25 protein-coding genes are annotated in these 25711 nt (G+C 64.1%); 23 read left to right on the top strand and 2 right to left on the bottom strand.

Annotation, left to right across the window (positions count from 1 at the left end):
* Positions 1–93 precede the first annotated feature (93 nt).
* The 16 genes from JMY28_RS09005 (at position 94) to cysM (ending at position 16703) form a co-directional block, all read left to right on the top strand.
* Positions 94–699 carry a DUF2059 domain-containing protein gene (locus JMY28_RS09005; RefSeq protein WP_201695613.1) on the top strand — a complete coding sequence of 202 codons (606 nt, stop codon included), beginning with the start codon at positions 94–96 and terminating at the stop codon, positions 697–699.
* 219 nt (positions 700–918) lie between these two features.
* Positions 919–2001 carry a 3-phosphoserine/phosphohydroxythreonine transaminase gene (gene serC / locus JMY28_RS09010; RefSeq protein WP_201695545.1) on the top strand — a complete coding sequence of 361 codons (1083 nt, stop codon included), beginning with the start codon at positions 919–921 and terminating at the stop codon, positions 1999–2001.
* Between the two features lie 63 nt (positions 2002–2064).
* On the top strand, positions 2065–3150 hold the full coding sequence (gene pheA, locus JMY28_RS09015; RefSeq protein WP_201695546.1) for a prephenate dehydratase: 1086 nt from the start codon (positions 2065–2067) through the stop codon (positions 3148–3150).
* Between the two features lie 130 nt (positions 3151–3280).
* Positions 3281–4402, top strand: a complete 1122-nt coding sequence (gene hisC, locus JMY28_RS09020; protein WP_201695547.1) for a histidinol-phosphate transaminase — start codon at positions 3281–3283, stop codon at positions 4400–4402.
* Positions 4389–5378 carry a prephenate dehydrogenase gene (locus tag JMY28_RS09025; RefSeq protein WP_236596763.1) on the top strand — a complete coding sequence of 330 codons (990 nt, stop codon included), beginning with the start codon at positions 4389–4391 and terminating at the stop codon, positions 5376–5378. Before hisC ends, JMY28_RS09025 begins: the two co-directional genes overlap by 14 nt.
* A gap of 63 nt (positions 5379–5441) precedes the next feature.
* A complete protein-coding gene (gene aroA / locus JMY28_RS09030; protein ID WP_201695549.1) occupies positions 5442–6746 on the top strand; it encodes a 3-phosphoshikimate 1-carboxyvinyltransferase in 1305 nt (434 codons plus the stop codon).
* Between the two features lie 28 nt (positions 6747–6774).
* Positions 6775–7470, top strand: coding sequence for a (d)CMP kinase (cmk, locus tag JMY28_RS09035; RefSeq protein WP_201695550.1), 696 nt, complete (start codon positions 6775–6777; stop codon positions 7468–7470).
* Positions 7471–7665: 195 nt separating this feature from the next.
* Positions 7666–9396, top strand: a complete 1731-nt coding sequence (gene rpsA / locus JMY28_RS09040; RefSeq protein ID WP_201695551.1) for a 30S ribosomal protein S1 — start codon at positions 7666–7668, stop codon at positions 9394–9396.
* 25 nt (positions 9397–9421) lie between these two features.
* Positions 9422–9745, top strand: a complete 324-nt coding sequence (locus tag JMY28_RS09045) for an integration host factor subunit beta (protein WP_027817382.1) — start codon at positions 9422–9424, stop codon at positions 9743–9745.
* A gap of 296 nt (positions 9746–10041) precedes the next feature.
* Entirely contained in the window at positions 10042–10335 is a 294-nt protein-coding gene (locus JMY28_RS09050) for a lipopolysaccharide assembly protein LapA domain-containing protein (protein WP_201695552.1), read from the top strand.
* Between the two features lie 64 nt (positions 10336–10399).
* Positions 10400–11575, top strand: a complete 1176-nt coding sequence (gene lapB, locus JMY28_RS09055) for a lipopolysaccharide assembly protein LapB (RefSeq protein ID WP_201695553.1) — start codon at positions 10400–10402, stop codon at positions 11573–11575.
* Positions 11576–11670: 95 nt separating this feature from the next.
* A complete protein-coding gene (locus JMY28_RS09060) occupies positions 11671–13068 on the top strand; it encodes a UDP-glucose dehydrogenase family protein (protein WP_201695554.1) in 1398 nt (465 codons plus the stop codon).
* Positions 13040–14044 (top strand): D-glycero-beta-D-manno-heptose-7-phosphate kinase, encoded by a 1005-nt coding sequence (gene rfaE1 / locus JMY28_RS09065; RefSeq protein ID WP_201695555.1) that lies wholly within the window; start codon positions 13040–13042, stop codon positions 14042–14044. Before JMY28_RS09060 ends, rfaE1 begins: the two co-directional genes overlap by 29 nt.
* A 95-nt stretch (positions 14045–14139) precedes the next feature.
* Entirely contained in the window at positions 14140–15132 is a 993-nt protein-coding gene (rfaD, locus tag JMY28_RS09070) for an ADP-glyceromanno-heptose 6-epimerase (protein WP_201695556.1), read from the top strand.
* A 73-nt stretch (positions 15133–15205) separates the two neighbouring features.
* Positions 15206–15556 carry a ComEA family DNA-binding protein gene (locus JMY28_RS09075; RefSeq protein WP_201695557.1) on the top strand — a complete coding sequence of 117 codons (351 nt, stop codon included), beginning with the start codon at positions 15206–15208 and terminating at the stop codon, positions 15554–15556.
* Positions 15557–15800: 244 nt separating this feature from the next.
* Positions 15801–16703: a cysteine synthase CysM gene (gene cysM, locus JMY28_RS09080; protein WP_201695558.1), complete on the top strand. Its 903-nt coding sequence runs from the start codon at positions 15801–15803 to the stop codon at positions 16701–16703.
* Positions 16704–16774: 71 nt separating this feature from the next.
* On the opposite strand, the gene mltB is transcribed toward cysM, so the two are convergent.
* Positions 16775–18073: a lytic murein transglycosylase B gene (mltB, locus tag JMY28_RS09085; protein WP_201695559.1), complete on the bottom strand. Its 1299-nt coding sequence runs from the start codon at positions 18071–18073 to the stop codon at positions 16775–16777.
* A gap of 214 nt (positions 18074–18287) precedes the next feature.
* Between mltB and JMY28_RS09090 the strand changes: the two genes are divergently transcribed.
* Both JMY28_RS09090 and JMY28_RS09095 read left to right on the top strand, forming a co-directional pair.
* Positions 18288–19214 carry a histone deacetylase family protein gene (locus JMY28_RS09090; RefSeq protein WP_201695560.1) on the top strand — a complete coding sequence of 309 codons (927 nt, stop codon included), beginning with the start codon at positions 18288–18290 and terminating at the stop codon, positions 19212–19214.
* A gap of 51 nt (positions 19215–19265) precedes the next feature.
* Positions 19266–20051, top strand: a complete 786-nt coding sequence (locus tag JMY28_RS09095; RefSeq protein ID WP_407945487.1) for an enoyl-CoA hydratase — start codon at positions 19266–19268, stop codon at positions 20049–20051.
* A 13-nt stretch (positions 20052–20064) separates the two neighbouring features.
* Here the strand turns inward: JMY28_RS09095 and JMY28_RS09100 are convergent, their stop codons facing one another.
* Positions 20065–20955 (bottom strand): alpha/beta hydrolase, encoded by an 891-nt coding sequence (locus JMY28_RS09100; protein WP_201695562.1) that lies wholly within the window; start codon positions 20953–20955, stop codon positions 20065–20067.
* 280 nt (positions 20956–21235) lie between these two features.
* Here JMY28_RS09100 and JMY28_RS09105 point away from each other — a divergent pair, with 280 nt between their 5' ends.
* From JMY28_RS09105 to JMY28_RS09125, 5 genes are all read left to right on the top strand, one after another.
* Positions 21236–22270, top strand: coding sequence for a methionine ABC transporter ATP-binding protein (locus JMY28_RS09105; RefSeq protein ID WP_201695563.1), 1035 nt, complete (start codon positions 21236–21238; stop codon positions 22268–22270).
* Positions 22260–22913, top strand: coding sequence for a methionine ABC transporter permease (locus JMY28_RS09110; RefSeq protein ID WP_201695564.1), 654 nt, complete (start codon positions 22260–22262; stop codon positions 22911–22913). The genes JMY28_RS09105 and JMY28_RS09110 overlap by 11 nt, the downstream gene beginning before the upstream one ends.
* Before the next feature lie 55 nt (positions 22914–22968).
* Positions 22969–23766 carry a MetQ/NlpA family ABC transporter substrate-binding protein gene (locus tag JMY28_RS09115; RefSeq protein WP_201695565.1) on the top strand — a complete coding sequence of 266 codons (798 nt, stop codon included), beginning with the start codon at positions 22969–22971 and terminating at the stop codon, positions 23764–23766.
* 211 nt (positions 23767–23977) lie between these two features.
* On the top strand, positions 23978–24727 hold the full coding sequence (locus JMY28_RS09120) for an electron transfer flavoprotein subunit beta/FixA family protein (RefSeq protein ID WP_201695566.1): 750 nt from the start codon (positions 23978–23980) through the stop codon (positions 24725–24727).
* A 14-nt stretch (positions 24728–24741) separates the two neighbouring features.
* Positions 24742–25677 carry an electron transfer flavoprotein subunit alpha/FixB family protein gene (locus JMY28_RS09125; RefSeq protein WP_201695567.1) on the top strand — a complete coding sequence of 312 codons (936 nt, stop codon included), beginning with the start codon at positions 24742–24744 and terminating at the stop codon, positions 25675–25677.
* The last annotated feature ends 34 nt before the right edge of the window (positions 25678–25711 follow it).

Genomic DNA, 25711 nt, shown 5'->3' on the forward strand with positions numbered 1-25711 from the left:
GAATGGTATGCCGGGCGGAGCGGCCTGCGGGCGAACAGCGCCCCGCGGTCCGCGCGGCAGTGCAAATCGATTAATTTCTCAAAGGGAGTAATGATGCAAAAACGATTCAAGCAGGTGATGTTGCTGGCCGCTCTCGTGCCGACGTTTGCCATGGCTCAGGCGCTCCAGAACCAGGCGCCCGCCCAGGCACCGGCAGCGGCCGCAGCACCCGTCGATCCGGCCAAGCAAGCCGCGATCAAGGACCTGCTCGACGCGATCGACGCACAGAAGCTCGTCGGCGCAATCGGCAACAGCGCCCAGATGCAAGCCAAGCAGCTCGTCCCGGCAATCCTGTCGGACGCGCTCTCGGAAAACAAGACGATGACGGACAAGCAGAAGCAAGCTGCCGTCCCGTCGCTGCAGAAGAACGCCGTGCCGAAGCTGGTTGACTCGGCAGGCCAGGTCTTCGCGACCGACTCGTTCAAGCAAGACGCCATGGAAGCTCAGTACGAAGCGTATGCGAAGTACTACAGCACCCAGGAAATCAAGGACCTGACCACGTTCTACCGCAGCCCGACCGGCCGCAAGTTCATTCAGGTCCAAGACCAGGTTGGCCGCGACGTCGTGAACAGCCTGATGCAGAAGTACATGCCGCAGTCGATCAAGGCAACGCGCGACCAGGCCGACAAGGAAGTCGCTTCGGTCAAGGCTGGCAAGTAAGCCTGACAAACGCACCGCTGGTCCGCTGTCATGATGCAAGGGAGCGGGGCCGGATTGGCTGCGTAGGCTGGGAAGCCACCGCCGCGCCACGCGTGGCGGGTTCCCGGCGACAATGCGATAATGGTCGTTTGCGCGATGAGCGCAAGCGGCCATTTTCTTTTTCTGGCGTGTTTTCCGGTGGTTTTTGCCACAACGCCTGCCTCGGGGATCTTTTTTACGATGCGCGTCTACAACTTCTCAGCCGGACCGGCAGCGTTGCCAGAAGAAGTCCTGCGTCAGGCCGCCGACGAAATGCTCGACTGGCACGGCAGCGGCATGGGCGTGATGGAGATGAGCCATCGCGGCCCGGAATTCATGCAGATTCATGCAGAGGCGCTGCTCGATCTGCGCGAGCTGATGCGGGTGCCCGCAAGTCACCAGATTCTGTTTCTGCAGGGCGGCGGCATCGGCGAGAACGCGATCGTGCCGCTGAATCTGTTCGGCTCGAAGCCGAGCGCCGACTTTGTCATCACCGGCTCGTGGTCGCAGAAGTCGCAGAAGGAGGCGCTCAAGTACGGCGAGGCGCATATCGCCGCGACGGGTCGCACCGAGGCCGGCTTCACGCATTCGCCGCCGAAGAGCGAGTGGAAGCTCTCCGACGATCCCGCCTACGTGCACCTGTGCACGAACGAGACGATCGACGGCGTCGAAACCTTCGAGATTCCCGACCTCGGCGACATTCCGCTCGTGGCCGACGCCTCGTCGCACATCCTGTCGCGCCCGATGGACATCGCCAAGTACGGCGTGCTCTACGGTGGCGCGCAGAAGAACATCGGCATGGCGGGCGTGACGGTCGTGATCGTGCGTGAGGACCTGCTCGATCGCTCGATGCCAATTTGCCCGTCGGCATTCGAATGGAAAACCGTGGCCGCGAACAACTCGATGTTCAACACGCCGCCGACCTACGCGATCTATATCGCGGGGCTCGTGTTCAAGTGGCTCAAGCGCCAGGGCGGTCTCGAAGTCATCGAGGCGCGCAATGTGGAAAAAGCGAAGCTGCTCTATGACACGATCGACGCAAGCAGCTTCTACAACAACAAGGTGGAGCGCCGCGCGCGCTCGCGGATGAACGTGCCGTTCTTCCTCGCCGACGAAACACGTAACGCAGATTTCCTCGCCGGCGCCAAAGAGCGCGGGCTGTTGCAGCTGAAGGGCCACAAGTCCGTCGGCGGCATGCGGGCATCGATTTACAACGCGGTGCCGCTCGAGGCAGTGAAAGCGCTGGTCGAGTACATGAAGGAATTCGAGGCGAAGCACGCGTAAGCGCCCCTCGCTCATCGAGCGAAGCGGCGCCGCGCGCATCCTTTCAGATTGCCGGTTTCACGCATGGACGACGAACTCAATTCCCAACTCAAGCCGCTGCGCGAACGCATCGATGCGATCGACGCACAACTCATCGCGCTTCTGAACCAGCGCGCCTCGGTCGCGCTCGAAGTGGGCGAAGTCAAGAAGCATTTCAATGCGCCGGTGTTTCGCCCGGAGCGCGAGCTTCAGGTGATCGAGCGCCTGCAGAACATGAGCGACGGCCCGCTCGGCAACGATCACATCAGCGCGATCTGGCGCGAGATCATGGCCGCGAGCCGTTCGCTCGAAAAGACGATTTCGGCCGCGTTCCTCGGCCCGGTCGGCACCTATAGCGAACAGGCGATGTACCAGTACTTCGGTCAGTCGATCGAAGGCCTGCCGTGCCCGTCGATCGACGAGGTGTTCCGCTCGGTCGAGGCGGGCGCCGCCGAGTTCGGCGTCGTGCCGGTCGAGAACTCGACCGAGGGCGCCGTTTCGCGCACGCTCGACCTGTTCCTCGAAACGCAGCTCGTCATTGGCGGCGAAATCGCGTTGCCGATCCAGCACAATCTGATGACGCTAAGCGGCAACCTGAACGGTGTGAAGCGTGTGTGCGCGCACCCGCAGGCGCTCGCGCAGTGCCAGCACTGGCTGACCGCAAACGCGCCGCAACTCGAGCGTCAGCCCGTGTCGAGCAATGCCGAGGCCGCGCGCCTCGCCGCTGCCGACCCCACGGTTGCGGCGATTGCCGGCGATCGCGCGGCGACGCACTACGGTCTCCTGATCGCAAACGCGCTGATCCAGGACGACCCGCACAACCGCACGCGCTTCGTGATGATCGGCAAGCAGCCGGCGGGCGCGACGGGCCGCGACCAGACCTCGATGATCGTTTCGGTGAAGAACGAGCCGGGCGCGGTGTACAAGCTGCTCGAACCGCTCGCGCGCCACAGCGTGTCGATGACGCGTTTCGAGTCGCGGCCGGCGCGCCTTGGCAGCACGTGGGAGTACTACTTCTACATCGACTTCGAAGGTCATCGCGACGAGCCCGCCGTGGCCGCGGCGCTCGACGAACTCAGCAAGAAAGCCGCGTATCTGAAGATCCTCGGCTCGTATCCGCGCGCGCGCTAAAGCGCGGAAGGAGCGGGCGGCCCGCCGCCACCGCCGTCCGCCGGGAGGATGCCAGGCGGCGCGCCGTTCCCGATCCGGCCGTCCGGAACTGACCGTTGTACGCCCGGCGCCTTGAGCCTTGGAGAGACGCATGACCACGCAATTCGGCCCCTCGTATGTGCGCGCAATCGCGCCTTACGTTGCCGGCAAACCGATTTCCGAAGTCGCCCGCGAGTTCGGGCTCGACGAAGCACGAATCGTGAAGCTCGCGTCGAACGAGAATCCGCTCGGCATGCCCGAGTCGGCGCAGCGCGCGGTCGTGCGGGCGGCAAGCGAACTGGGCCGTTATCCCGATTCGAACGCGTTCGAGTTGAAGGCCGCGCTCGCCGCGCGCTACGACGTACCGCCCGAGTGGATCACGCTCGGCAACGGCAGCAACGACATTCTCGAAATGGCCGCGCATGCGTTCGTCGAGCGCGGTCAGTCGATCGTCTATTCGCAGTACTCGTTCGCGGTCTACGCGCTCGCGACTCAGGGCCTCGGCGCGCGCCATATCGTGACGCCCGCCGTGCGCTACGGGCACGATCTCGACGCAATGCTGGCGGCTATCGGTGAAGACACGCGTCTCGTATTCGTGGCGAACCCGAACAACCCGACTGGCACGTTCGTCGAAGGCGCGAAGCTCGAGACGTTCATCGCGAAGGTGCCCGCGCACGTTGTGGTGGTGCTCGACGAGGCGTACACGGAATACCTCGCGACCGAGAAGCGCTATGACTCGATCGCGTGGGTGCGCCGCTATCCGAACCTGCTCGTTTCGCGCACGTTCTCGAAGGCCTACGGACTCGCCGGCCTGCGCATCGGTTTTGCGATTGCGCAGCCAGAACTGACCGATCTGCTCAACCGTCTGCGCCAGCCGTTCAACGTCAACACGCTCGCGCAGGCGGCCGCGATCGCCGCGCTCGGCGACACACCGTTCCTCGAGCGCAGCGCGGCGCTCAACGCCGAAGGCTATCGCACGCTCACCGCGGCGTTCGAGCGGCTCGGCCTCGAATATGTGCCATCGGACGGCAATTTCGTGCTGGTGCGCGTGGCGAAGGACACAGCGGACGATGGCGCCGGCGAGCGCGTGAACCTCGCGCTGCTCAAGCAAGCCGTGATCGTGCGGCCGGTGGGCAACTACGGTCTGCCGCAGTGGTTGCGTGTGACGATCGGCTTGCCCGAGGAGAACGCGGCATTCGTCGCGGCCCTCGAGCGAGCGCTTGGCGCGCCTTGAGCGCGCAACCTTTACTTTTTTCGGTGGCGTCGTGAGTGCGTTTTCGTTTAACAAACTGGTGATTTTCGGCGTGGGCCTGATCGGCGGGTCGCTGGCGCGTGCGTTGCGCGAGCGCGGTTCGTCTGGACGAGAAGGCGCGCAGGTGATCGGCGTGGGCCGTCACGCGCGCTCGGTGTCGCGCGCGCTCGAACTCGGTGTAATCGACGCCGCCGCGACGCTCGACGACGAAGCGGCGCTCGCCGCCGCGCTCGATGGCGCCGATATCGTGTTGATCGCCGCACCCGTTGCGCAAACCCAGGCGCTGCTCGAGCGCATCGCGCCGCACCTCGGCAGCGAGACCATCGTCACCGACGCCGGCAGTACCAAAAGCGATGTGATCGCGGCGGCCCGTGCGGCGCTCGGCGCGCGCGTTGCGCAGTTCGTGCCGGGGCACCCGATCGCCGGGCGCGAGTCGAGTGGCGTCGACGCCGCGTTGCCCGATCTGTATGTGGGCCGCAACGTCGTGCTGTGCCCGCTCGAGGAAAACGCGCCGGCATCGGTCGAGCGCATTGCCGCGATGTGGCGCGCCACGGGCGCGGTGATCGGCGAGATGCCGGCTGCGCAGCACGACCGCGTATTCGCCTCGGTGAGCCATCTGCCGCACGTGTTGTCGTTTGCGCTCGTCGACCAGATTCTCGCTTCGCCCGACGCTCAGCTGAAGTTTTCGTTCGCGGCGGGCGGCTTTCGCGACTTCACGCGCATTGCCGCGTCGAGCCCCGAAATGTGGCGCGACGTGTGTCTCGCGAACCGCGCCGCGCTGCTTGCCGAACTCGACGGCTACACTGAAGTGCTGACCAGGCTGCGCGCGGCTATCGACGCCGGCGACGGCGTAGCGCTCGAAACGGTGTTCGCGCGTTCGCGCGCGGCGCGCGAGGCGTGGCAGGAGCGCGGAGGCAAGGGCGCGGCGGCGGCCATCGAAACAGCGCCAGGCAAATAAGCCAGGCAGGACTAAGCCCGACGGCGCGAGCGCCGCAACCCAAGGCATTCTCAGGACACGCTCATGGAACACCTCGATCTCGGACCGTTCACCCGTGCGTCCGGCACGATCCGTCTGCCCGGCTCGAAGAGCATCTCGAACCGCGTGCTGCTGCTCGCGGCGCTGGCCGAAGGCGAAACGACGATCACAAACCTGCTCGACTCCGACGACACGCGCGTGATGCTCGACGCGCTGGAAAAGCTCGGCGTGAAGCTCAAGCGCGAAGACGACACCTGCGTCGTGCAGGGCACGCGCGGCGCGTTCCAGGCGGTGCGCGCGGATCTCTTTCTCGGCAACGCGGGCACGGCGGTGCGTCCGCTCACGGCTGCGCTCGCGGTGAACGGCGGCGACTACCGCATTCACGGCGTGCCGCGCATGCACGAGCGGCCCATCGGCGACCTCGTGGACGGCCTGCGCCAGATCGGCGCGAAGATCGATTACGAAGAGAACGAAGGCTTTCCGCCGCTGCGCATCCGCCCGGCGCCGATTTCGGTCGAGGCGCCCATCCGCGTGCGCGGCGACGTGTCGAGCCAGTTCCTCACCGCGCTTCTCATGACGCTGCCGCTCGTGCGCGCCAAGGATGGCGTGACGATCGTCGAGGTGGACGGCGAGCTGATCTCCAAGCCCTACATCGAAATCACGATCAAGCTGATGGAGCGCTTCGGCGTAAAGGTCGAGCGTCACGGCTGGCATCGCTTCGAGATTCCCGCGGGCGTGCGCTACCAGTCGCCTGGCAAGATCATGGTGGAGGGCGACGCGTCTTCGGCGTCGTACTTCCTGGCTGCGGGCGCGATTGGCGGCGGCCCGCTGCGCGTGGAAGGCGTGGGGCGCTCGAGCATCCAGGGTGATGTCGCGTTCGCGGCGGCGCTCATGCGCATGGGCGCGAACGTCACGGTCGCCGACGACTGGATCGAAGTGCGCGGAATCGGCAACGATCACGGCAAGCTCGACCCCATCGACATGGACTTCAACCTGATCCCGGACGCGGCCATGACGATCGCCGTGGCGGCGCTGTTCGCCGACGGCGCCACCACGCTGCGCAACATCGCGAGCTGGCGCGTGAAGGAAACCGACCGCATCGCCGCGATGGCGACGGAGCTGCGCAAGGTGGGCGCGGACGTGGAAGAGGGCCCGGACTATCTGATCGTGCGTCCGCCCGAGAAACTCACGCCGAACGCCGCGATCGACACCTACGACGATCACCGTATGGCGATGTGCTTCTCGCTCGTGAGCCTCGGCGGCGTGCCGGTGCGCATCAACGACCCGAAGTGCGTCGGCAAGACGTTCCCCGATTATTTCGAGCGCTTCCTGGCGCTCGCGCAACCTTGATTCAAATGAAGCCGAGTACCTTTGCCGCATGAAATCGACCCGTCCCTTTTATCCGACGCCCGTCATCACGATCGACGGCCCGACCGCTTCCGGCAAGGGCACGGTGGCCGCGCTGGTCGCCGCGCAACTCGGCTTTCACCTGCTCGACAGCGGCGCGCTATACCGGCTGGCCGCGCTCGCAAGCGTGCGCTATGCGATTGCTGCCGACGACGCCGGGAGCCTGGCGAAGCTGATCGACGATCTTCACATCACGTTCCGCGAGGGGCTTGCGCAACTCGACGGCGTTGACGTTTCGAACGAAATCCGCGCCGAGGAAGTGGGCAACCGCGCCTCGATGATCGCCGCGCATCCGGCCGTGCGCACGGCGCTCGTGGCGCGCCAGCGGGCGTTTCGCAAGCTTCCTGGGCTCGTGGCGGACGGCCGCGACATGGGCACCGTGATTTTCCCGGACGCCGTTCTGAAGGTGTTTTTGACGGCCAGCGTGGAGGCCCGTGCGGCCCGCCGGCATAAGCAATTGATCCAAAAAGGTTTTTCTGCTAATATGGAAGACTTGCTTCGGGATTTGCGTGAACGCGACGCGCGCGACAGTAACCGCGCGGCCGCGCCGCTCAAGCCCGCAGCGGATGCGCAGCTTCTCGATACCTCGGCGCTTTCCGTCGACCAGGCGGTCGAACAGGTGGTGCGGTGGTATGAGGAGTCGAGCCAACTGCGGCCCGTGCGGTAATTTACGCTCGCGGCAAAACGCAGTAGTCAGGTAGCAGCAAGAAAGCAGTAGCAGTACGAGTTGGTGCCCTGGAAAGAAACAGGGCGTGTCTTAAACCCTTTAACCCCGTGTGGCTTTTGCATCTGTGCCGCGAACGTAAGCGCTCCGGCCTCAACGCCCGACCGGTCAAAACTGGCTGGCGGAGCAGCGAAAACCATGCAAATCCAGATTTTTATGTCCGACCTGCAAACCTCCACCCCGAATACCGAATCTTTTGCGGCTCTGTTCGAAGAGTCGCTGACCCGTCAAGACATGCGCGCCGGCGAAGTGATCTCCGCCGAAGTCGTGCGTGTTGACCACAACTTCGTGGTCGTGAACGCTGGTCTCAAGTCCGAAGCCTATATTCCGCTCGAAGAGTTCCTGAACGACGCGGGTGAAGTGGAAGTGCAGGCGGGCGATTTCGTTTCCGTCGCGATCGACGCGCTGGAAAACGGCTACGGCGACACCATCCTGTCGCGCGACAAGGCGAAGCGTCTGGCTTCGTGGCTGTCGCTGGAAAAGGCTCTCGACAACAACGAACTCGTGACCGGCACGATCACGGGCAAGGTCAAGGGCGGCATGACCGTCATGGTCAACGGCATCCGCGCGTTCCTGCCGGGTTCGCTCGTCGACACGCGTCCGGTCAAGGACACGACGCCGTACGAAGGCAAGACGCTCGAATTCCGCGTGATCAAGCTCGACCGCAAGCGTAACAACGTCGTGCTGTCGCGCCGCGCAGTGATCGAAGCCACGCAAGGCGAAGAGCGCGCAAAGCTGCTCGAAACGCTGAAGGAAGGCGCGATCGTCAACGGCGTGGTCAAGAACATCACCGACTACGGCGCGTTCGTGGACCTCGGCGGTATCGACGGCCTGCTGCACATCACCGACATCGCATGGCGTCGCGTGCGTCACCCGAGCGAAGTTCTGTCGGTTGGCCAGGAAGTCACCGCGAAGATCCTCAAGTTCGACCAGGAAAAGAACCGCGTTTCGCTCGGTATCAAGCAACTGGGCGACGATCCGTGGGAAGGCATCTCGCGCCGTTACCCGTCGGGCACGCGCCTGTTCGGCAAGGTCACGAACATCACCGACTACGGCGCGTTCGTCGAAGTCGAATCGGGCATCGAAGGCTTGGTTCACGTGTCGGAAATGGACTGGACCAACAAGAACGTTGCTCCGTCGAAGGTTGTTCAGCTGGGCGACGAAGTCGAAGTCATGGTCCTCGAGATCGACGAAGACCGCCGCCGCATCTCGCTCGGCATGAAGCAATGCAAGCCGAATCCGTGGGATGACTTCAGCCGCAACTTCAAGAAGGGCGACAAGCTGCAAGGCGCAATCAAGTCGATCACCGACTTCGGCGTCTTCATCGGTCTGCCTGGCGGCATCGACGGTCTGGTTCACCTTTCGGACCTGTCGTGGTCGGAAACGGGCGAAGAAGCCGTTCGCAAGTACAAGAAGGGCGACGAAGTCGAAGCCGTGGTTCTGGGCATCGACGTCGAGAAGGAACGTATTTCGCTCGGTATCAAGCAGCTCGAAGGCGACCCGTTCAGCAACTTCGTTGCTGTCAACGACAAGGGTTCGACGGTCGACGGCGTGGTCAAGTCGGTCGACGCCAAGGGCGCTGTGATTACGCTGAACGCCGATGTCGAAGGCTACCTGCGTGCTTCGGAAATCGCGCAAGACCGCGTGGAAGATGCTCGCAACGTGCTGAAGGAAGGCGACAAGGTCAACGCGATGATCATCAACATCGATCGCAAGTCGCGTGGCATCAACCTGTCGATCAAGGCGAAGGACTCGGCTGAGACGCAAGAAGCACTGCGCAGCATGTCGTCGGATACGGGTTCGGCTGCCACCGGCACGACCAACCTGGGCGCGCTGCTCAAGGCCAAGCTCGACGGCCAGAACCAGTAAGCCTCAAACGGGGGCAAGCTGAAGTATGACCAAATCTGAATTGGTCGCGCAGCTGGCTACGCGATTTCCGCAACTTGTTCTCAAGGATGCGGATTTCGCGGTCAAGACGATGCTCGATGCGATGTCCGAGGCGCTTGCCAAGGGCCATCGCATCGAAATTCGTGGCTTTGGCAGCTTCGGCCTGAATCGTCGGCCGTCGCGCGTTGGGCGCAATCCCAAGTCGGGTGAAAAGGTGCTGGTGCCTGAGAAGTTTGTGCCGCACTTCAAGCCGGGCAAGGAGTTGCGCGAGCGCGTGGACCGTAATTCGGGCGAGCCGCTGAAGGCGGACGAGCCGGACGACGACCTGTAAGCGTTGGATCGTTTTTCGATCGGGCGATTGCGGTCGTCGGCGGTCAATGCCAGATGGCCAGAATGCATGGACCGGTAAAAAGCGCTGGGGTGAATAACCCCGGCGCTTTTTTTTCGTCTGCGCCTTTTCGACGCTGTTTGCGCTGGCGTCCCGGTTTGATCTGGTGCTGCGCTCGCTCACACGTGTCGGCGCGCGAGCCGTTCAATTACAATACGGGACACTTCGGCGCGGCTTGTGCTGCGGCGCAGCATGTCCGCCACGCCGGCGCCTTTCTCAACTGCCGAGAGAATCCTTCAATGAGATTGATCGCCTGGGTGATCCGTGTGCTGGTGTTCGTACTGCTGCTCGTACTCGCGCTCGCCAACACGCAAACCGCGACGCTGAACTTTCTGGCCGGATATTCGTGGCAGGCTCCATTGATCCTGATCGGCCTCGCGTTTTTTGTGGTGGGGCTGCTGGCGGGGCTGCTTTCCGCGCTGCCCGGCGTGTTCCGGCTGCGCATGGAAAACGGCCGCCTCAAACGCGACTTGCGTGTGGCGCGAGAAACGCCCACGCCGAGTGCCGAGCCGCCGCTGCCGCCGCTCATCTGATTTGTATTGCCGTGCCGCGCGCCTGATCGCGTGCGGCTGATTTTCTGCTCATACCATCGCTCGCATGGATCTCGATTTTTGGTGGCTCCTCGTCATTCCCGTGGCTTTTGCGCTCGGATGGATGGCGTCGCGCTACGACCTGAAGGCACTCCTTTCGGAAAGCGCCAACCTGCCGCGCTCGTATTTTCGCGGGCTGAATTTTCTGCTTAACGAGCAGCCGGATAAGGCCATCGATGCGTTCATCGAGGTCGCCAAGCTCGACCCTGAAACCGTCGAACTGCACTTCGCGCTCGGCAATCTGTTTCGGCGCCGCGGCGAGACCGATCGTGCGATCCGCGTGCATCAGAATCTGCTTTCGCGCTCCGACCTGCCCGTGAACGAGCGCGATCACGCGCTCTATGAACTCGGCCAGGATTTCCTGAAGGCCGGCATGCTCGACCGCGCCGAGGAAACCTTCGGCAAGCTCAAGTCGGGCGACTTTGCGCTTGGCGCACAGCGCGCGCTGCTCGCGATCTACGAGATCGAGAAGGACTGGAATCGCTGCATCGACACCGCACGTCATCTCGAAACGATGGGCGCGGCGTCGCTCGACCTCGAGATCGCGCAGTTCCATTGCGAACTCGCACAGGAAGCGCTCCAGCAGAAGAAGCCCGACGAAGCACGCCGTCAGCTGGCGCTGGCGCTCAAGGCCAATTCGCAGAACGTGCGCGCGACGATCCTCGCGGGCGACGTCGATGCGGCAAGCGGGGATTGCGAGACCGCGCTAGGCCACTGGCGCGAAGTCGAGGCGCAAAACCCCGCGTATCTGCCGCTCGTCGCCGAAAAGGTCATGAAGGCCTACGAGACGCTCGGCCGCGCCGAACAGGGCGCGCAGTTGCTCACGACGTGGGTCGACGCATATCCGTCTAACGATCTGCTCGATGTCGCCTACAAGTATGTCGCCGCCCTGCGCGGCACCGATGCGGCACACGCGCTCGCCCGCACGCAGATGCAGAAGTCGCCCAACCTCGCCGGCATGGCGCGCCTGCTCGAAGCGCAGCAGGCGACGGCCGAAGAGCCGCGCCGCAGCGAACTCGAACTGATGCGCAAGCTGCTCCAGCAGCGCACCAAGAACCTGCCTCGCTACACCTGCCAGAACTGCGGCTTCCGCGCGCGCCTCTTCTACTGGCAGTGTCCGGGCTGCAGCGGCTGGGAAACCTACGCGCCGCGCCGCGTCGAACCGGTTCCCGCGTCGAGCTGAGCCTAAGGGCGCCTCGCCGGCCACAACTGGCCGGCCGCAGCTCGCGGGCCGCACAAACAGTCATTCCAATATCAGCATCTGTCACCGGAGCGCCTATGAAGATCACCATTGTCGGTACCGGCTACGTCGGCCTCGTCACCGGTGCGTGTCTTGCCGAAATCGGCCACGACGTGTTTTGCCTCGATGTCGATCCGCGCAAGATCGATATCTTGAATGGCGGCGGCGTGCCGATTCACGAGCCGGGCCTGCTCGAACTCATCGCGCGCAACCGCGCGGCCGGGCGCATCACTTTTTCCACTGACGTGGCGGCGAGCGTCGAGCACGGCGAGGTGCAGTTCATCGCCGTGGGCACGCCGCCTGACGAAGACGGCTCGGCCGATCTCCAGTACGTGCTCGAGGCGGCGCGCAACATTGGCCGCCACATGAACGGCTTCAAGGTGATCGTCGACAAGTCGACGGTCCCGGTCGGCACGGCGCAGCGCGTGCACGGCGTGCTGGCCGAAGAACTGGCGAAGCGTGGCCTCACGCATAGCGCGGACCATCGCTTCTCGGTCGTCTCGAACCCCGAGTTCCTGAAAGAGGGCGCGGCCGTGGACGACTTCATGCGCCCGGACCGCATCATCATCGGGCTCGACGAGGACGAGAACGGCAACGCCGCGCGCGAGAAGATGAAGCGCCTCTACGCGCCGTTCAACCGCAATCACGAGCGCACGATCTACATGGATGTGCGCTCCGCCGAATTCACGAAATACGCGGCCAACGCCATGCTCGCCACGCGCATCTCGTTCATGAACGAGATGGCGAATCTCGCCGACCGCGTGGGCGCCGACATCGAGTCGGTGCGCCGCGGCATCGGTTCCGATCCGCGCATCGGCTATCACTTCCTCTATGCGGGCTGCGGCTATGGCGGCTCGTGCTTCCCGAAGGACGTGCAGGCGCTGATCCGCACGGCCGCGGAGTCGGGCCAGAACCTGCGCGTGCTCGAAGCGGTCGAGGAAGTCAATCACGGCCAGAAGGAAGTGCTTGTCAAGAAGATCGCCAAGGTGTGCGGCGAAGACCTCACTGGCAAGCACTTCGCCGTGTGGGGCCTCGCATTCAAGCCGAACACCGACGACATGCGCGAAGCGCCGAGCCGCCGCCTGATCGCCGACCTGCTTGCGCGTGGCGCGACGGTGGCCGCCTGGGATCCGGTCGCGGCTGAGGAAGCGCAGCGCGTATTCGCGCTCGATCTCGCGCACCTGCCAGAGCAGCATGCGCGCCTTACGTTCGCGTCGAGCCAGGACGACGCGCTCACGGACGCGGACGCGCTCGTGATCGTCACCGAATGGACCGCGTTCAAGGCGCCCGATTTCGCGCATTTGAAGAAGGTGCTCAAGACACCGCGTATCTTCGACGGACGCAATCTCTACGAGCCCGACGCAGTGGCGGAGCTCGGCATTGACTATCACTCGATTGGGCGGCCCCATGTCAATCTCGCAAACTCCGCAGCCTGAAGCCACGCCTGTCACCGCGCTTGCGACAGCTATCGCGCCCGAAGTGCGCGTCGTGCCGCGCGAGAAGCTCGCCACCTCGCGCGTGCTGGTGGTGGGCGACGTCATGCTCGACCGCTACTGGTTCGGCGACGTCAACCGCATCTCGCCGGAAGCGCCGGTGCCGGTCGTGCATGTGCAGCGCAAGGAAGACCGCCTGGGTGGCGCCGCGAACGTTGCGCGCAACGCGGCGGCGCTCGGTGCCCATGCGGGGCTCCTGTGCGTGGTGGGCCACGACGAACCCGGCGAGCGCATCGTCGAGTTGCTCGACGAAAGCAACGTGAACGCGTATCTCGAACGCGATCCCACGTTGCCGACCACCATCAAGCTGCGCGTGCTGTCGCGCCAGCAGCAGCTCTTGCGTGTGGACTTCGAGAACACGCCCGCGCACGAGATCCTGCTTGCCAGCCTCGCACGTTTCGACGCGCTGCTGCCCACGCACGACGTGATTCTGCTCTCCGACTACGCAAAGGGCGGCCTCACGCACGTCACGCAGATGATCGCGAAGGCGCGCGCTGCGGGCAAGGCGGTACTTGTCGATCCCAAGGGAGACGACTGGGAGCGCTATCGCGGCGCGAGCCTCATCACGCCGAACCGCGCGGAGCTACGCGAAGTGGTGGGCACCTGGAAGTCCGAGGAGGACCTGCACGCACGCGTGACGAAGCTGCGCCGCGAACTGCAGTTCGATGCGCTGCTGCTCACGCGCTCGGAAGAGGGTATGACGCTCTTTTCCGAAGACGGCGTGGTGCACGCGGCAGCCGACGCGCGCGAAGTGTATGATGTCTCGGGCGCCGGCGACACGGTGATCGCGACTGTCGCGGTCATGCTGGGCGCGGGTTTGCCGCTCGTCGAGGGCGTTGCGCTCGCGAATCGCGCGGCCGGCATCGTGGTCGGCAAGCTCGGTACGGCCACCGTCAATTACGACGAACTCTTTCAATAACGTTGCGCACCCCGGCCGGGATTTCCGGAGAGTTTTCCCGGTTGTGGGTCAACCTCGCATCAACCTCGCGTGAACCTCGTCACCGCAGACCTATCATGACCCTCATCGTCACCGGCGCGGCCGGCTTCATCGGCAGCAACATCGTCAAGGCGCTGAACGAACGCGGCGAAGACCGCATCATCGCCGTCGACAATCTCACCCGCGCGGACAAGTTCAAGAATCTCGTCGATTGCGAGATCGACGACTATATCGACAAGACCGAGTTCGTCGAGCGCTTCACGCGCGGCGACTTCGGCGACGTGCGCGCGGTGTTCCACGAAGGCGCCTGTTCGGACACGATGGAAACCGACGGCCGCTACATGATGGACAACAACTTCCGCTATAGCCGCGCCGTGCTCGACGCGTGTCTCGCGCAGCGCGTGCAGTTTCTGTATGCATCGTCGGCGGCGATCTATGGCGGCTCTACGCGCTTCGTCGAAGAGCGCGACGTGGAAGCGCCGCTGAACGTGTACGGCTATTCGAAGTTCCTGTTCGACCAGGTGATCCGCCGCGTGTTGCCCACGGCGCAAAGCCAGATTGCGGGCTTTCGCTACTTCAACGTGTATGGTCCGCGCGAGACGCACAAGGCGCGCATGGCGTCAGTGGCGTTCCACAACTTCAACCAGTTCCGCGCTGAAGGTCGCGTAAAGCTGTTCGGCGAGTACAACGGTTATGCGCCGGGCGAGCAGACGCGCGACTTCGTCTCGGTCGAGGACGTCGTGAAAGTCAACCTGTTCTTCTACGATCATCCGGAGAAGACGGGCATCTTCAATCTGGGCAGCGGCCGCGCGCAACCGTTCAACGACATCGCAACGACCGTGGTGAACACGCTGCGTGCGATGGAAGGCAAGCCAGCGCTCTCGCTGGCGGAGCAGGTCAAGGAAGGGCTGATCGAATACATCCCGTTTCCCGACGCGCTGCGCGGCAAGTATCAGTGCTTCACGCAAGCGGATCAGTCGAAGCTGCGCGCAGCGGGCTACGACGCGCCGTTCCTGACGGTGCAGGAAGGGGTGGATCGTTATGTACGTTGGCTTTCTGGCCAGGTGTAACGCGAAGCCGTGACTTCATAAACTGGATTCTCCTCGCCGGCGGTGGTCGCCGGCGTTTTCAGGGAGATCCAGCATGTTCCGAAAAATCCTTGCGGCGGCCGCGCTTCTGGCCGTATTCAGTCACGCCTTCGCGGCCGTGGACGTCAACACGGCCAACGAAGACGCGCTTCGCGGCATCAAGGGCATTGGACCCGCGCGCGCCAAGGCCATTCTCGACGAGCGCGGCGCGCACGGCCCGTACAAGGATGCCGCAGACCTCAGCAAGCGCGTAAAGGGCTTGGGCGGCCATACTGTCGAACGTTTGCAGGCCGAAGGATTGGCGGTCGGCCCCGCGAATGCCCAGGCGGGGCAGGCGAAGGTTGCACAGGCAACGCCCGCGAAGGCGGGAGTGCCGCAGCCGGCTACCGTGGCCGTCAAGAAGTAGGCGTCCGCTTGTGTTTTGCCCCGCGCGTCGTGCTTTGGCATCGCGGGGTGCAGTCTCCTTCAGGTGTCGCTCAGGGGATGTCGACCCGCGACGTTGACCCGCGGCCCTGTCCGCGGGCTTTTTGCTGTGGCGTCGAGGTCGGGTCGCCAGCCTGCGTCCATACCAGCGTTATGGGTCTCCAGCGGTCGCTGGCCGCGTGGTTTAGAATCGACGGATCACGTCATCGCGCCTCACCGCCATTCCCATGCCCTACAAGACCATCGAAGACACGATCGGCAATACACCGCTCGTGCAACTCGTCCGCCTGCCGGACGACGAAATCCGCGCCCGCAATAACGTCGTGCTGGCCAAGCTGGAAGGCAACAACCCGGCTGGGTCGGTGAAGGACCGCCCGGCGCTTTCGATGATCCGCAAAGCCGAAGAGCGCGGCCGCATCAAGCCGGGCGATACGCTCATCGAAGCGACGAGCGGCAATACGGGCATCGCGCTCGCCATGGCAGCGGCGATTCGCGGCTACAAGATGGTGCTCATCATGCCGGAGGACCTCTCGGTCGAGCGCCGTCAGAGCATGGCCGCTTACGGCGCCGACATCATGCTCACGCCCATCAAGGGCGGCATGGAATATGCACGCGACCTCGCCGAGCAAATGCAACGCGACGGCAAGGGCATCATCCTCGACCAGTTCGCCAATCCCGACAATCCGCTTGCGCATTACGAGACCACCGGCCCGGAAATCTGGCGCGACACCGAAGGGCGCGTCACGCACTTCGTTTCGTCGATGGGCACGACCGGCACGATCATGGGCACGTCCCAGTTCCTGAAGGAAAAGAATCAGGCCATCGAGATCGTCGGCGCGCAGCCGGAAGAGGGCTCGCGCATTCCGGGCATCCGCAAGTGGCCCGAAGCGTATATGCCGAAGATTTTCGACCGCAGCCGCGTGGATCGCGTGGAGAACGTGAGTCAGGCCGCTGCCGAAAACATGGCGCGCCGGCTCGCCTCGGTCGAAGGCATTTTCGCGGGTATCTCGTCGGGTGGCGCATGCGAGGTGGCGATACGTCTTGCGCGCCAGCTCGAGAACGCGACGATCGTGTTCATCATCTGCGATCGTGGCGACCGCTATCTGTCTACGGGTGTGTTTCCCGCTTGATTCAAGCGTAGGTGCAAAAACGAAACGGCCTTCGGTGTTTCCGAAGGCCGTTTTGTTTTGCGCCGCTGAAATTAGTCTTGCTGTCCGGGTGGGGTCGTGCCCGTACCATTCGGGGCGCTGTTCATGCCGTTGCCATTTCCGTTGCCGCCATTCCCAGCATTGCCGTTCGCCGGGCCCACACCCACACCCGGCTGCGTCGCCAGCATCTGCGCCTTGACGCGCATACCCAGCTGATACACCGCAAGTGCATAGAAGAAGCTGCGGTTATAGCGCGTGAGCACATAAAAGTTCTTGAGCCCGAGTTTGTACTCGGTGCCGCGTCCGGGCGAGGGCAAGTCGATCACCGTGACGGGCGTGCCCGCCTCGGCGGCGATGTCCACGTCCGGCTGGTCGAGCACGAGCCCCGATCGCAGCAACTGGCTAAGCGGCCAGCGCGGCTCCGGCTTGCCGTCCGCGGCGGCCTGCGCAATGCCGAGGCTGCCCGCATCGGTGGCGATGTTCCACACCACGGGCCGGCCCGATTCCCAGCCGTTCTGCCTCAAATAGTTCGCTACGCTGCCGATCGCGTCGGCTGTGCTCGCGCGCAGGTCGATGTGATTGTTGCCCTCGTAGTCCACCGCGTACTGCACGATGCTGCTCGGCAGGAACTGCGGAATGCCGATCGCGCCCGTGTACGAGCCGAGCACCGACGACGGATCGATCTGCGCGTCGCGCGTCCACACGAGGTAGTCCTCGAGATTCTTGCGGAACGTTGCCATGCGCTCGGCGCGGTTCGGCGTGTTCGGATAATCGAAGGCGAGCGTGGTGAGCGCATCGAGCGCGCGGAAGTTGCCCATGTAGCGGCCATAGATCGTCTCCACGCCGATGATGCCGACGATCACCTCAGGCGGCACGCCGAACTCTTCCGACGCGCGCTGCAGCGTGGCCTGGTTCGCGCGCCAGAAGCGCACGCCCGCATTGATGCGTACTGGGTCGAGAAAGCGCGCCTGATACGCGCGCCAGTTCTTCACGCCCGGAACCGGCGAGGGCGTGACGAGCTTCACCGCCGTCGCCGAATAATTCGCACTCGCGAAGAGCGCGTGCAGCGCGGTGGGATCGAAGTCGTAGCGCGCCACCATGTCGTTGATGAAGCCGTCGACGTCCGGATTGTTCGCGTAGCGCTGCGGGACGATTTCCTCTTCGAACGTCTGGCCCTGCGTCGGCGTTTGCGGCTGTGCTTGCGCGAGCGTGAGCGGCGTCTGTCGCGATTTCGGCGCGGCAGTTTGCGCGCGCGCCGCGCCGGTGCACAACGACGCCGCGACGCAAAGCGCGAGTGCGAGGGTCGTGCGACGTGGGCGGCTGGAGGCCAACAGAGCGGTCTTGAGCGTCATGAGCGAGAGGGGGAGAGCGGTCCGGGAAGATCCCGGGCAGTATAACCGAGGGCCTTATGGGAATTGGGCCGCTGCGCGCTTGCGTGGCGCGTGAGCACCAGGACGCTGTGGTAACGTGGTGCCTGTTCGCGCGCCGGCCGGCGCGCCGCCAGACAAAAGATCGAAGGAGACCCGCGGCCGCGCGCATGCGCGAAGCCCGCGGCCAGTGCGACTCATGACGACCGGTTTCTTCTCTCACCCCGATTTTCTGCTGCACGAGATGGGCGAATGGCATCCTGAATGCCCGGCGCGTCTGCAGGCCATCGAAGACCAGCTGATCGCGAGCCGCATCGACGCGCTGATCGAGCGCGACGAATCGGCGCCGCTCGCGACCGAAGCGGACCTCCTGCGCGTGCATACCCAGGCGCACATCGACTTCATCCGCAACACGGCGCCCAAGGAAGGCTACGCGAGCATCGACCCCGACACGCTGATGAATCCGCATACGTGGCAGGCGGCGCTGCGCGCGGCGGGCGCGGCGATCGCGGCCACCGACGCGGTGCTCGCAGGGCGCTACGAGAACGCATTCTGCAGCGTACGGCCGCCCGGCCATCACGCGGAGCCCGCGCGCGCGATGGGCTTTTGCTTCTTCAACAACATAGCGATCGCGGCGCGCCATGCACTGGAAGTTCATGGCCTCCAACGCGTGGCGATCGTGGATTTCGACGTCCATCACGGCAATGGCACCGAAGCGGCGTTCGCGGGCGATTCGCGCGTGCTGATGTGCAGCTTTTTCCAGCATCCGTTCTATCCGTACACCGGGGCCGAGAATCCGGCGCCGAACATGGTCAATCTGCCGATCGCGGCGCGCACGAAGGGCATGGAAGTGCGCGAGGCCATCGACATCATGTGGTTGCCTCGCCTGCACGAATTCAAGCCGGAGATGGTGTTCGTCTCGGCGGGCTTCGACGCGCATCGCGAAGACGACCTCGGCAACATGGGGCTCGTGGAGGACGACTTCGCGTGGATCACGGAACAGATTCGCGAGATCGCGGGCCGCTATGCGAAGGGGCGTATCGTGAGCAGCCTCGAAGGCGGCTACAACCTCTCGGCGCTTGGCCGCAGCGTGGTGGCGCATTTGCGCGCGCTGGCCGATATCTAGGCAACCGTTGTCGCACACATTCGAACGAAGGAGACACGCATCGTGAGTGCCATTCCCTCCGTATCGCCATCGCTCGTCGACGTGACGCGCGACGCGTACAGAGTGCCAGGCGTCGTGCGCCTCACGCTGAACCGCCCCGATGCGTTCAATGCGCTTTCCGAAGCGCTGATCGATGCCGTGCAGACCGAACTCGCCGCGCTAGCGAAATCCGATGCGCGCGTGATCGTGATCGCTGCAGCGGGCCGCGCATTCTGCGCGGGCCACGATCTTAGGGAAATGCGCGCGACGCCCTCGCAGGAGTACTACGCGAAACTGTTCGAGCGCTGCTCGAAGATGATGCTGGCCATTCAAAAGATGCCGCAGCCTGTGATCGCGCGCGTGCAGGGCGTGGCGACGGCAGCGGGCTGCCAGCTCGTCGCGATGTGCGATCTGGCGGTGGCGGCGGATACGGCGCGCTTTGCCGTGTCGGGCATCAATCTCGGGCTCTTCTGCTCGACGCCCGCTGTGCCGCTCTCGCGCAACGTCTCGCGCAAGGCGGCCTTCGAAATGCTGATGACGGGCGAATTCATCGACGCGCAAAAGGCGCTGCGCGAAGGCCTCGTGAATCGCGTGGTCCCCGTCGACGAACTCGACGTCGCCGTGACGGCGCTTGCCGCGAGCATTTGCGCGAAGCCGCGCGAGGCGGTCGAGGCAGGCAAGGGGCTCTTTTACCGGCAGATCGAAATGGGCATCGAAGCCGCGTATCAACTGGCCGGACAGACCATGGCCTGCAACATGATGACCGACCCCGCGCTCGACGGTGTGCAGGCATTCATCGAAAAACGCGGGGCGAAATAGCGAGTGTGGCCGCTCAGCAGTGGCGGTCGATCCAATCCATCATTGCCCCGATCACGCGCTCGCGATCGAGGTCGTTGAGCGTTTCGTGGTAGCTGCCTTCATAAAGCGTGAGCGTGCGATCGGGCGATCCCACGTTCGCACCGAATGCGCGGCTGCCTTCGGGCTCGGTGAGTTTGTCCTCGGTGCCGTGCCAGATCAGCACGGGTAGCCGCAATTGCGCGCGGCCCGCCTCGATGCGCTTCATCGCTTCCAGCAATTGCGCGCCCGTGCGCGCGGGAATCGCGCCGTGATGCACGAGCGGATCGGCGCGATTCGCTTCGACCACGGCGGCATCGCGCGCGAGCAGCGCGGCGTCGATCTTCATGGCCGGAAAGGTCGGCCAGATCGCGCTGATTACGCGGCTCGCGGCGATCATCCATGCGGGCACGTCGCGGCCTGGAGCTAGCGCCGCGCTCGAGAGCAGCAGGCCCGCGAGCGGCACGCGCGTTTGCGGCAGGCGCTCGACGGCATAGAGCGCGGCGATCGCGCCGCCCATGCTGTGGCCCATCAGGAAGAGTGGCGTGCCCTGGGTGGCGCATTGCGCGCTCGTGTGGGCGAGAAGCGCGTCGGCGTCGTCGAGATATTCGTCGACGCGCGCAACCCAGGTGCGACGGCCCGGCGCATGCCCGTGACCGCGCAGATCGATTGCGTAGACGTCGATGCCCGCAGCGTTCAGCCGCGCCGCAAGCGCCGCATAGCGGCCCGCATGTTCCGCCAGGCCATGAACCAGCGCGATGGCCGCGCGCGGCGGCGCGCTCGCGCGCCATACGTAGAGCGGCAGTTCGACGCCGTCGCGCGAGCGCAGCGTCGATCGCGCAGTGTGCTCTTTGGCTTCGGCCGTGCCGATTTTCTGACTGGTCTCCATCTCGCTCCTTCGTAGGGCGGTTCGTTTTCGGTATCAGTCTGTCGGCTGCAGTGTAGCGGCCGGACGAGCGGCGACGCGCTGCCAGAGCCCTCTAATGCAATCGAGTTATGAAAGTATCGAAATTGATTATTAAAAGGAATTTTGCGTGCCAGGGTAAAATGCCGAGCTATATCCAGTCCATCAAACGGCGGCTGTCTGCCGGCGCGACGCGTTTTCCGCTACTCGAAAGGGGCGGCCTGCGCGAGCGGCGCGCGGCACACCCGCCGTTTTGCTTTTCTCCATGATCGAAATTCGAAACGTGTCCCAGCGCTTCGCCGGCCCACAAGGCTGGATCGAGGCGCTGCACAACGTCAATCTGACGATTCCGCCGGGCGAAGTGTTCGGCATCATCGGGCGCAGCGGCGCAGGCAAGAGCACGCTCGTGCGTACCATCAACCTGCTCACGCGGCCCACCGAAGGCGACATCGTCGTCAACGGGCGCACGCTCACGTCGCTCTCGTCAGCCGACTTGCGCGAAGCGCGCCGCGAGATCGGCATGATCTTCCAGCACTTCAACCTGCTGTCGTCGCGCACGGTGTTCGGAAACGTCGCGTTGCCGCTGGAGCTTGCTGGCGCGAAGCGCGCCGAGATCGAAGCGACGGTGCTGCCGCTGCTCGAACTCGTTGGCCTCACCGCGCAGAAAGATCGATATCCCTCGCAGATCAGCGGCGGCCAGAAGCAGCGCGTGGGCATCGCGCGCGCGCTCGCCAGCAAGCCGAAGGTGCTGCTTTCGGATGAGGCGACTTCCGCGCTCGACCCCGAAACCACGCGCGCGATTCTCGATCTGCTGCGCAAGATCAATCGTGAGCTGAACCTGACCGTCGTGATGATCACGCACCAGATGGAAGTGATCAAACAGGTCTGCGACCGCGTGGCCGTGCTCGATGCTGGCCGCGTGGTGGAAAGCGGTCCCGTGATCGACGTGTTCCTGCAGCCTCGCCACGAAGTCACGCGCGCGCTGCTCGGCGACGTGATTGCCCAGGAATTGCCGCCCGCGCTCAAGGCGCGCGTGGCCGAGCACCTCGCGAAGGGCAGCGGCCATTTGCTGCGACTCGCGTTCAAGGGTACGGGCGTCGACCAGCCGGTTCTCTCGGAAACGATCCGCCGCTTCGAACTCGATTTCAACATCCTGCACGGCCAGATCGACGAGATCCAGGGGCAGGCGTTCGGCTCGCTCGCGGTGCTCGCGGGCGGCGATCCGGTGAAGGTGGCGCAAGCCATTGCGTGGCTGCGAGAGCAAAGTGTCGTGGTGGAGGAACTGTCCCATGTGGAGTGAAATGTTCGACATGTTCGTCCAGTCGTTCTGGGAGACGCTCATCATGGTGGGCATCTCGGGACTCGTGGGCGCGGCCTTCGGCCTGCCGCTCGGCGTGCTGCTCTATCTCACCGACCGCAACGGCGTGCTGCAGAACATCGCCGCGAATCGCGTGATGGGCGTGATCGTCAACGCCGTGCGATCCACGCCGTTCATCATCTTGCTGGTCGCCGTGATTCCGTTCACGCGTCTCGTGGTCGGCTCGTCGATCGGCACGGCGGCCGCCATCGTGCCGCTCACCATTGCTGCTGCGCCGTTCATCGCTCGACTCGTGGAAACGGCGCTGCGCGAAGTCGATCGCGGCCTGATCGAAGCCGCCCAGGCCATGGGCGCGAGCACGAGCCAGATCGTCTTCAAGGTGCTGTTGCCCGAGTCGCTGCCCGGCGTGGTGGCGGGGCTCACCATCACGTTCATCTCGCTCGTCGGCTATTCGGCAATGGCGGGCGCGATCGGCGGCGGCGGTCTTGGCGACCTCGGCATCCGCTACGGCTATCAGCGCTTCGAGCCCGAAGTCATGCTGATCGTCGTCGTGATCCTGATCGTGTTCGTGCAGCTCGTGCAATCGTTCGGCGACTGGCTTGTGCGACGCTTGAGCCACAAATAAGCCTTAAAGCAGGCTGTTTTTCGATCACCATAACTACACAAGACAAAGGTTTGGTATGCAACGTCGTTTCATCATCCGGCTCGCGGCGGCGCTTGGCGCGGCGTCGCTGATCGCACCGCTTGCTGCGCACGCGGACGAAACCATCAAGGTGGGCGTGACGGGCGGCCCGCACGAGCAGGTGATGGAAGTCGTGAAGAGTGTGGCCGCGAAGAACGGTCTGAACATCAAGATCGTCGAGTTCTCCGACTACGTGCAGCCGAATGCCGCGCTCGCGGGCGGCGACCTCGACGCCAACAGCTACCAGCACGGGCCGTATCTCGATGCGCAGGTAAAGGATCGCGGCTACAAGCTCACCAGGATCGCGGACACGGTCACGTTCCCGATGGGCATCTACTCGAAGAAGATCAAATCGCTCTCCGAACTAAAGCCGGGCGCTCGCATCGCGGTGCCTAATGATCCGACGAATGGCGGCCGTGCATTGCTGCTGCTGCAAAGCCAGGGTCTCATCAAGTTGCGCGCCGACGCAGGTTTGAAGGCGACACCGCTCGACATCGTGGAAAACCCCAGGAAGCTGAAGATCGTCGAACTGGACGCCGCGCAGATTCCGCGTTCGCTCGACGACGTGGACGCCGCCGCGATCAACACGAACTTCGCGATGGAAGCGGGCCTGAAGCCGAAACAGGACGCGATCGCGATCGAAGACCCGAAGGGGCCCTACGTGAATATCCTCGCGATCCGCGAAGCCGATCGCAGCAAGCCCTGGGTGGCCAAACTGGTAGCCGCGTACCACTCGCCGGAAGTGAAGCAGTACATTGAAACGAAGTTCGGCGGGGCGGTCATCACCTCCTGGTAAGTCCCCTCCAGGCCGTGAAATTAGAGATATTTTTCGGCGCCCGGGCTTGATGCCCGGGTTTTTTCCAACGTAAAATCGCACGATCGTTCGCTACTGACGACCGGGGTGCGGCAGCGGTGGTTCGTGAAAATTGCTGGTGGCAGATCGGCCCGACAGGGCTATCGCTATAATGTCCGCCAGGTTGACGTATTCGTAACTTCGGAGCATGTGAATGAAAGTCCTTGTGCCAGTCAAACGCGTAGTCGATTACAACGTGAAGGTTCGTGTGAAGTCGGATGGCACGGGCGTCGATATCGCCAACGTGAAGATGTCGATGAACCCGTTCGATGAGATCGCTGTTGAAGAAGCGGTGCGTCTGAAGGAAGCGGGCGTGGCGACGGAAGTCATCGCCGTTTCGGCGGGCGTCACGCAAGCGCAGGAAACGCTGCGTACGGCGCTGGCCATCGGCGCGGATCGCGCGATCCTCATCGAGTCGAACGAAGACCTGCAGCCGCTGGCTGTCGCCAAGCTGCTGAAGGCGCTGGTCGACAAGGAACAGCCGCAACTGGTCATTCTCGGCAAGCAGGCCATCGACGACGATTCGAACCAGACCGGCCAGATGCTCGCCGCGCTGGCGAACCTGCCGCAAGCGACGTTCGCCTCGAAGGTGGTCGTTGCCGACGGCAAGGCTACCGTGTCGCGCGAAGTGGATGGCGGCGCGGAAACACTCTCGCTGACGCTGCCCGCAGTCATCACGACGGACCTGCGCCTGAACGAGCCGCGCTACGTCACGCTGCCGAACATCATGAAGGCGAAGAAGAAGCCCCTCGAAACGGTCAAGCCGGAAGACCTGGGTGTCGATGTCACGCCGCGTCTGAAGACGCTGAAGGTTGTCGAGCCGGCGAAGCGTAGCGCAGGCGTGAAGGTGCCGGACGTGAAGACGCTGGTCGAGAAGCTGAAGACGGAAGCCAAGGTGCTGTAAGGAGCGAGACGAAAATGACGAATCTGGTTATTGCTGAACACGACAATCACTCGATCAAGGCCGCGACGCTGAACACCGTCGCAGCAGCACAGAAGATTGGCGGCGACGTGCACGTGCTGGTCGCGGGCCACAACGCCCAGGCCGCGGCGGACGCAGCCGCGAAGATCGCAGGCGTGGCGAAGGTGCTGCTCGCCGATGCGCCGCAACTCGAACAGGGTCTCGCAGAGAACGTCGAAGCGACGGTTGTTGCGATCGCGAAGAACTACTCGCACATCCTGGCTCCGGCTACGGCAGCGGGCAAGAACGTCACGCCGCGTATCGCCGCGAAGCTCGACGTTGCGCAGATCAGCGACATCACCGCAGTCGATGCGCCGGACACGTTCGAGCGTCCGATCTACGCGGGCAATGCGATCGCGACGGTGCAATCGGTCGATCCCGTCAAGGTCATCACGGTCCGCACGACCGCGTTTGACCCCGTTGCAGCCGAAGGCGGCAGCGCAGCGATCGAGAAGCTCGAAGCGGCAGCAGACAGTGGCCTGACGCAGTTCGTCGGCCGTGAAGTCACGAAGCTCGACCGTCCGGAACTCACGAGCGCGAAGATCATCGTCTCGGGTGGCCGGGGCCTGGGCAGTGGCGAGAACTACACGAAGGTTCTGGAACCGCTCGCCGACAAGCTCAACGCCGCGCTTGGCGCCTCGCGCGCAGCAGTCGATGCGGGTTACGTGCCGAACGATTACCAGGTCGGTCAGACCGGCAAGATCGTCGCCCCGCAGTTGTATGTCGCGGTGGGCATCTCGGGCGCGATCCAGCATCTGGCCGGCATGAAGGACTCGAAGGTCATCGTCGCGATCAACAAGGACGAAGAAGCGCCGATCTTCAGCGTCGCCGATTATGGCCTCGTGGGCGACCTGTTCACGCTCGTGCCGGAACTCGTGAAGGAACTCGGCTGAAGCTGGCCGGAGTATCCAGCGACGAGCGCCGCGA

The sequence above is a fragment of the Paraburkholderia hiiakae genome (assembly GCF_904848665.1).
GTDB lineage: Bacteria > Pseudomonadota > Gammaproteobacteria > Burkholderiales > Burkholderiaceae > Paraburkholderia > Paraburkholderia hiiakae.

Bases quoted from the DNA above. Each gene is read 5' to 3' on its own strand.
- JMY28_RS09005 (WP_201695613.1), top strand. From the start codon at position 94: ATGCAAAAACGATTCAAGCAGGTGATGTTGCTGGCCGCTCTCGTGCCG.
- serC (WP_201695545.1), top strand. From the start codon at position 919: ATGCGCGTCTACAACTTCTCAGCCGGACCGGCAGCGTTGCCAGAAGAA.
- pheA (WP_201695546.1), top strand. From the start codon at position 2,065: ATGGACGACGAACTCAATTCCCAACTCAAGCCGCTGCGCGAACGCATC.
- hisC (WP_201695547.1), top strand. From the start codon at position 3,281: ATGACCACGCAATTCGGCCCCTCGTATGTGCGCGCAATCGCGCCTTAC.
- aroA (WP_201695549.1), top strand. From the start codon at position 5,442: ATGGAACACCTCGATCTCGGACCGTTCACCCGTGCGTCCGGCACGATC.
- cmk (WP_201695550.1), top strand. From the start codon at position 6,775: ATGAAATCGACCCGTCCCTTTTATCCGACGCCCGTCATCACGATCGAC.
- rpsA (WP_201695551.1), top strand. From the start codon at position 7,666: ATGCAAATCCAGATTTTTATGTCCGACCTGCAAACCTCCACCCCGAAT.
- JMY28_RS09045 (WP_027817382.1), top strand. From the start codon at position 9,422: ATGACCAAATCTGAATTGGTCGCGCAGCTGGCTACGCGATTTCCGCAA.
- JMY28_RS09050 (WP_201695552.1), top strand. From the start codon at position 10,042: ATGAGATTGATCGCCTGGGTGATCCGTGTGCTGGTGTTCGTACTGCTG.
- lapB (WP_201695553.1), top strand. From the start codon at position 10,400: ATGGATCTCGATTTTTGGTGGCTCCTCGTCATTCCCGTGGCTTTTGCG.
- JMY28_RS09060 (WP_201695554.1), top strand. From the start codon at position 11,671: ATGAAGATCACCATTGTCGGTACCGGCTACGTCGGCCTCGTCACCGGT.
- rfaE1 (WP_201695555.1), top strand. From the start codon at position 13,040: ATGTCAATCTCGCAAACTCCGCAGCCTGAAGCCACGCCTGTCACCGCG.
- rfaD (WP_201695556.1), top strand. From the start codon at position 14,140: ATGACCCTCATCGTCACCGGCGCGGCCGGCTTCATCGGCAGCAACATC.
- JMY28_RS09075 (WP_201695557.1), top strand. From the start codon at position 15,206: ATGTTCCGAAAAATCCTTGCGGCGGCCGCGCTTCTGGCCGTATTCAGT.
- cysM (WP_201695558.1), top strand. From the start codon at position 15,801: ATGCCCTACAAGACCATCGAAGACACGATCGGCAATACACCGCTCGTG.
- mltB (WP_201695559.1), bottom strand. From the start codon at position 18,073: ATGACGCTCAAGACCGCTCTGTTGGCCTCCAGCCGCCCACGTCGCACG.
- JMY28_RS09090 (WP_201695560.1), top strand. From the start codon at position 18,288: ATGACGACCGGTTTCTTCTCTCACCCCGATTTTCTGCTGCACGAGATG.
- JMY28_RS09100 (WP_201695562.1), bottom strand. From the start codon at position 20,955: ATGGAGACCAGTCAGAAAATCGGCACGGCCGAAGCCAAAGAGCACACT.
- JMY28_RS09105 (WP_201695563.1), top strand. From the start codon at position 21,236: ATGATCGAAATTCGAAACGTGTCCCAGCGCTTCGCCGGCCCACAAGGC.
- JMY28_RS09110 (WP_201695564.1), top strand. From the start codon at position 22,260: ATGTGGAGTGAAATGTTCGACATGTTCGTCCAGTCGTTCTGGGAGACG.
- JMY28_RS09115 (WP_201695565.1), top strand. From the start codon at position 22,969: ATGCAACGTCGTTTCATCATCCGGCTCGCGGCGGCGCTTGGCGCGGCG.
- JMY28_RS09120 (WP_201695566.1), top strand. From the start codon at position 23,978: ATGAAAGTCCTTGTGCCAGTCAAACGCGTAGTCGATTACAACGTGAAG.
- JMY28_RS09125 (WP_201695567.1), top strand. From the start codon at position 24,742: ATGACGAATCTGGTTATTGCTGAACACGACAATCACTCGATCAAGGCC.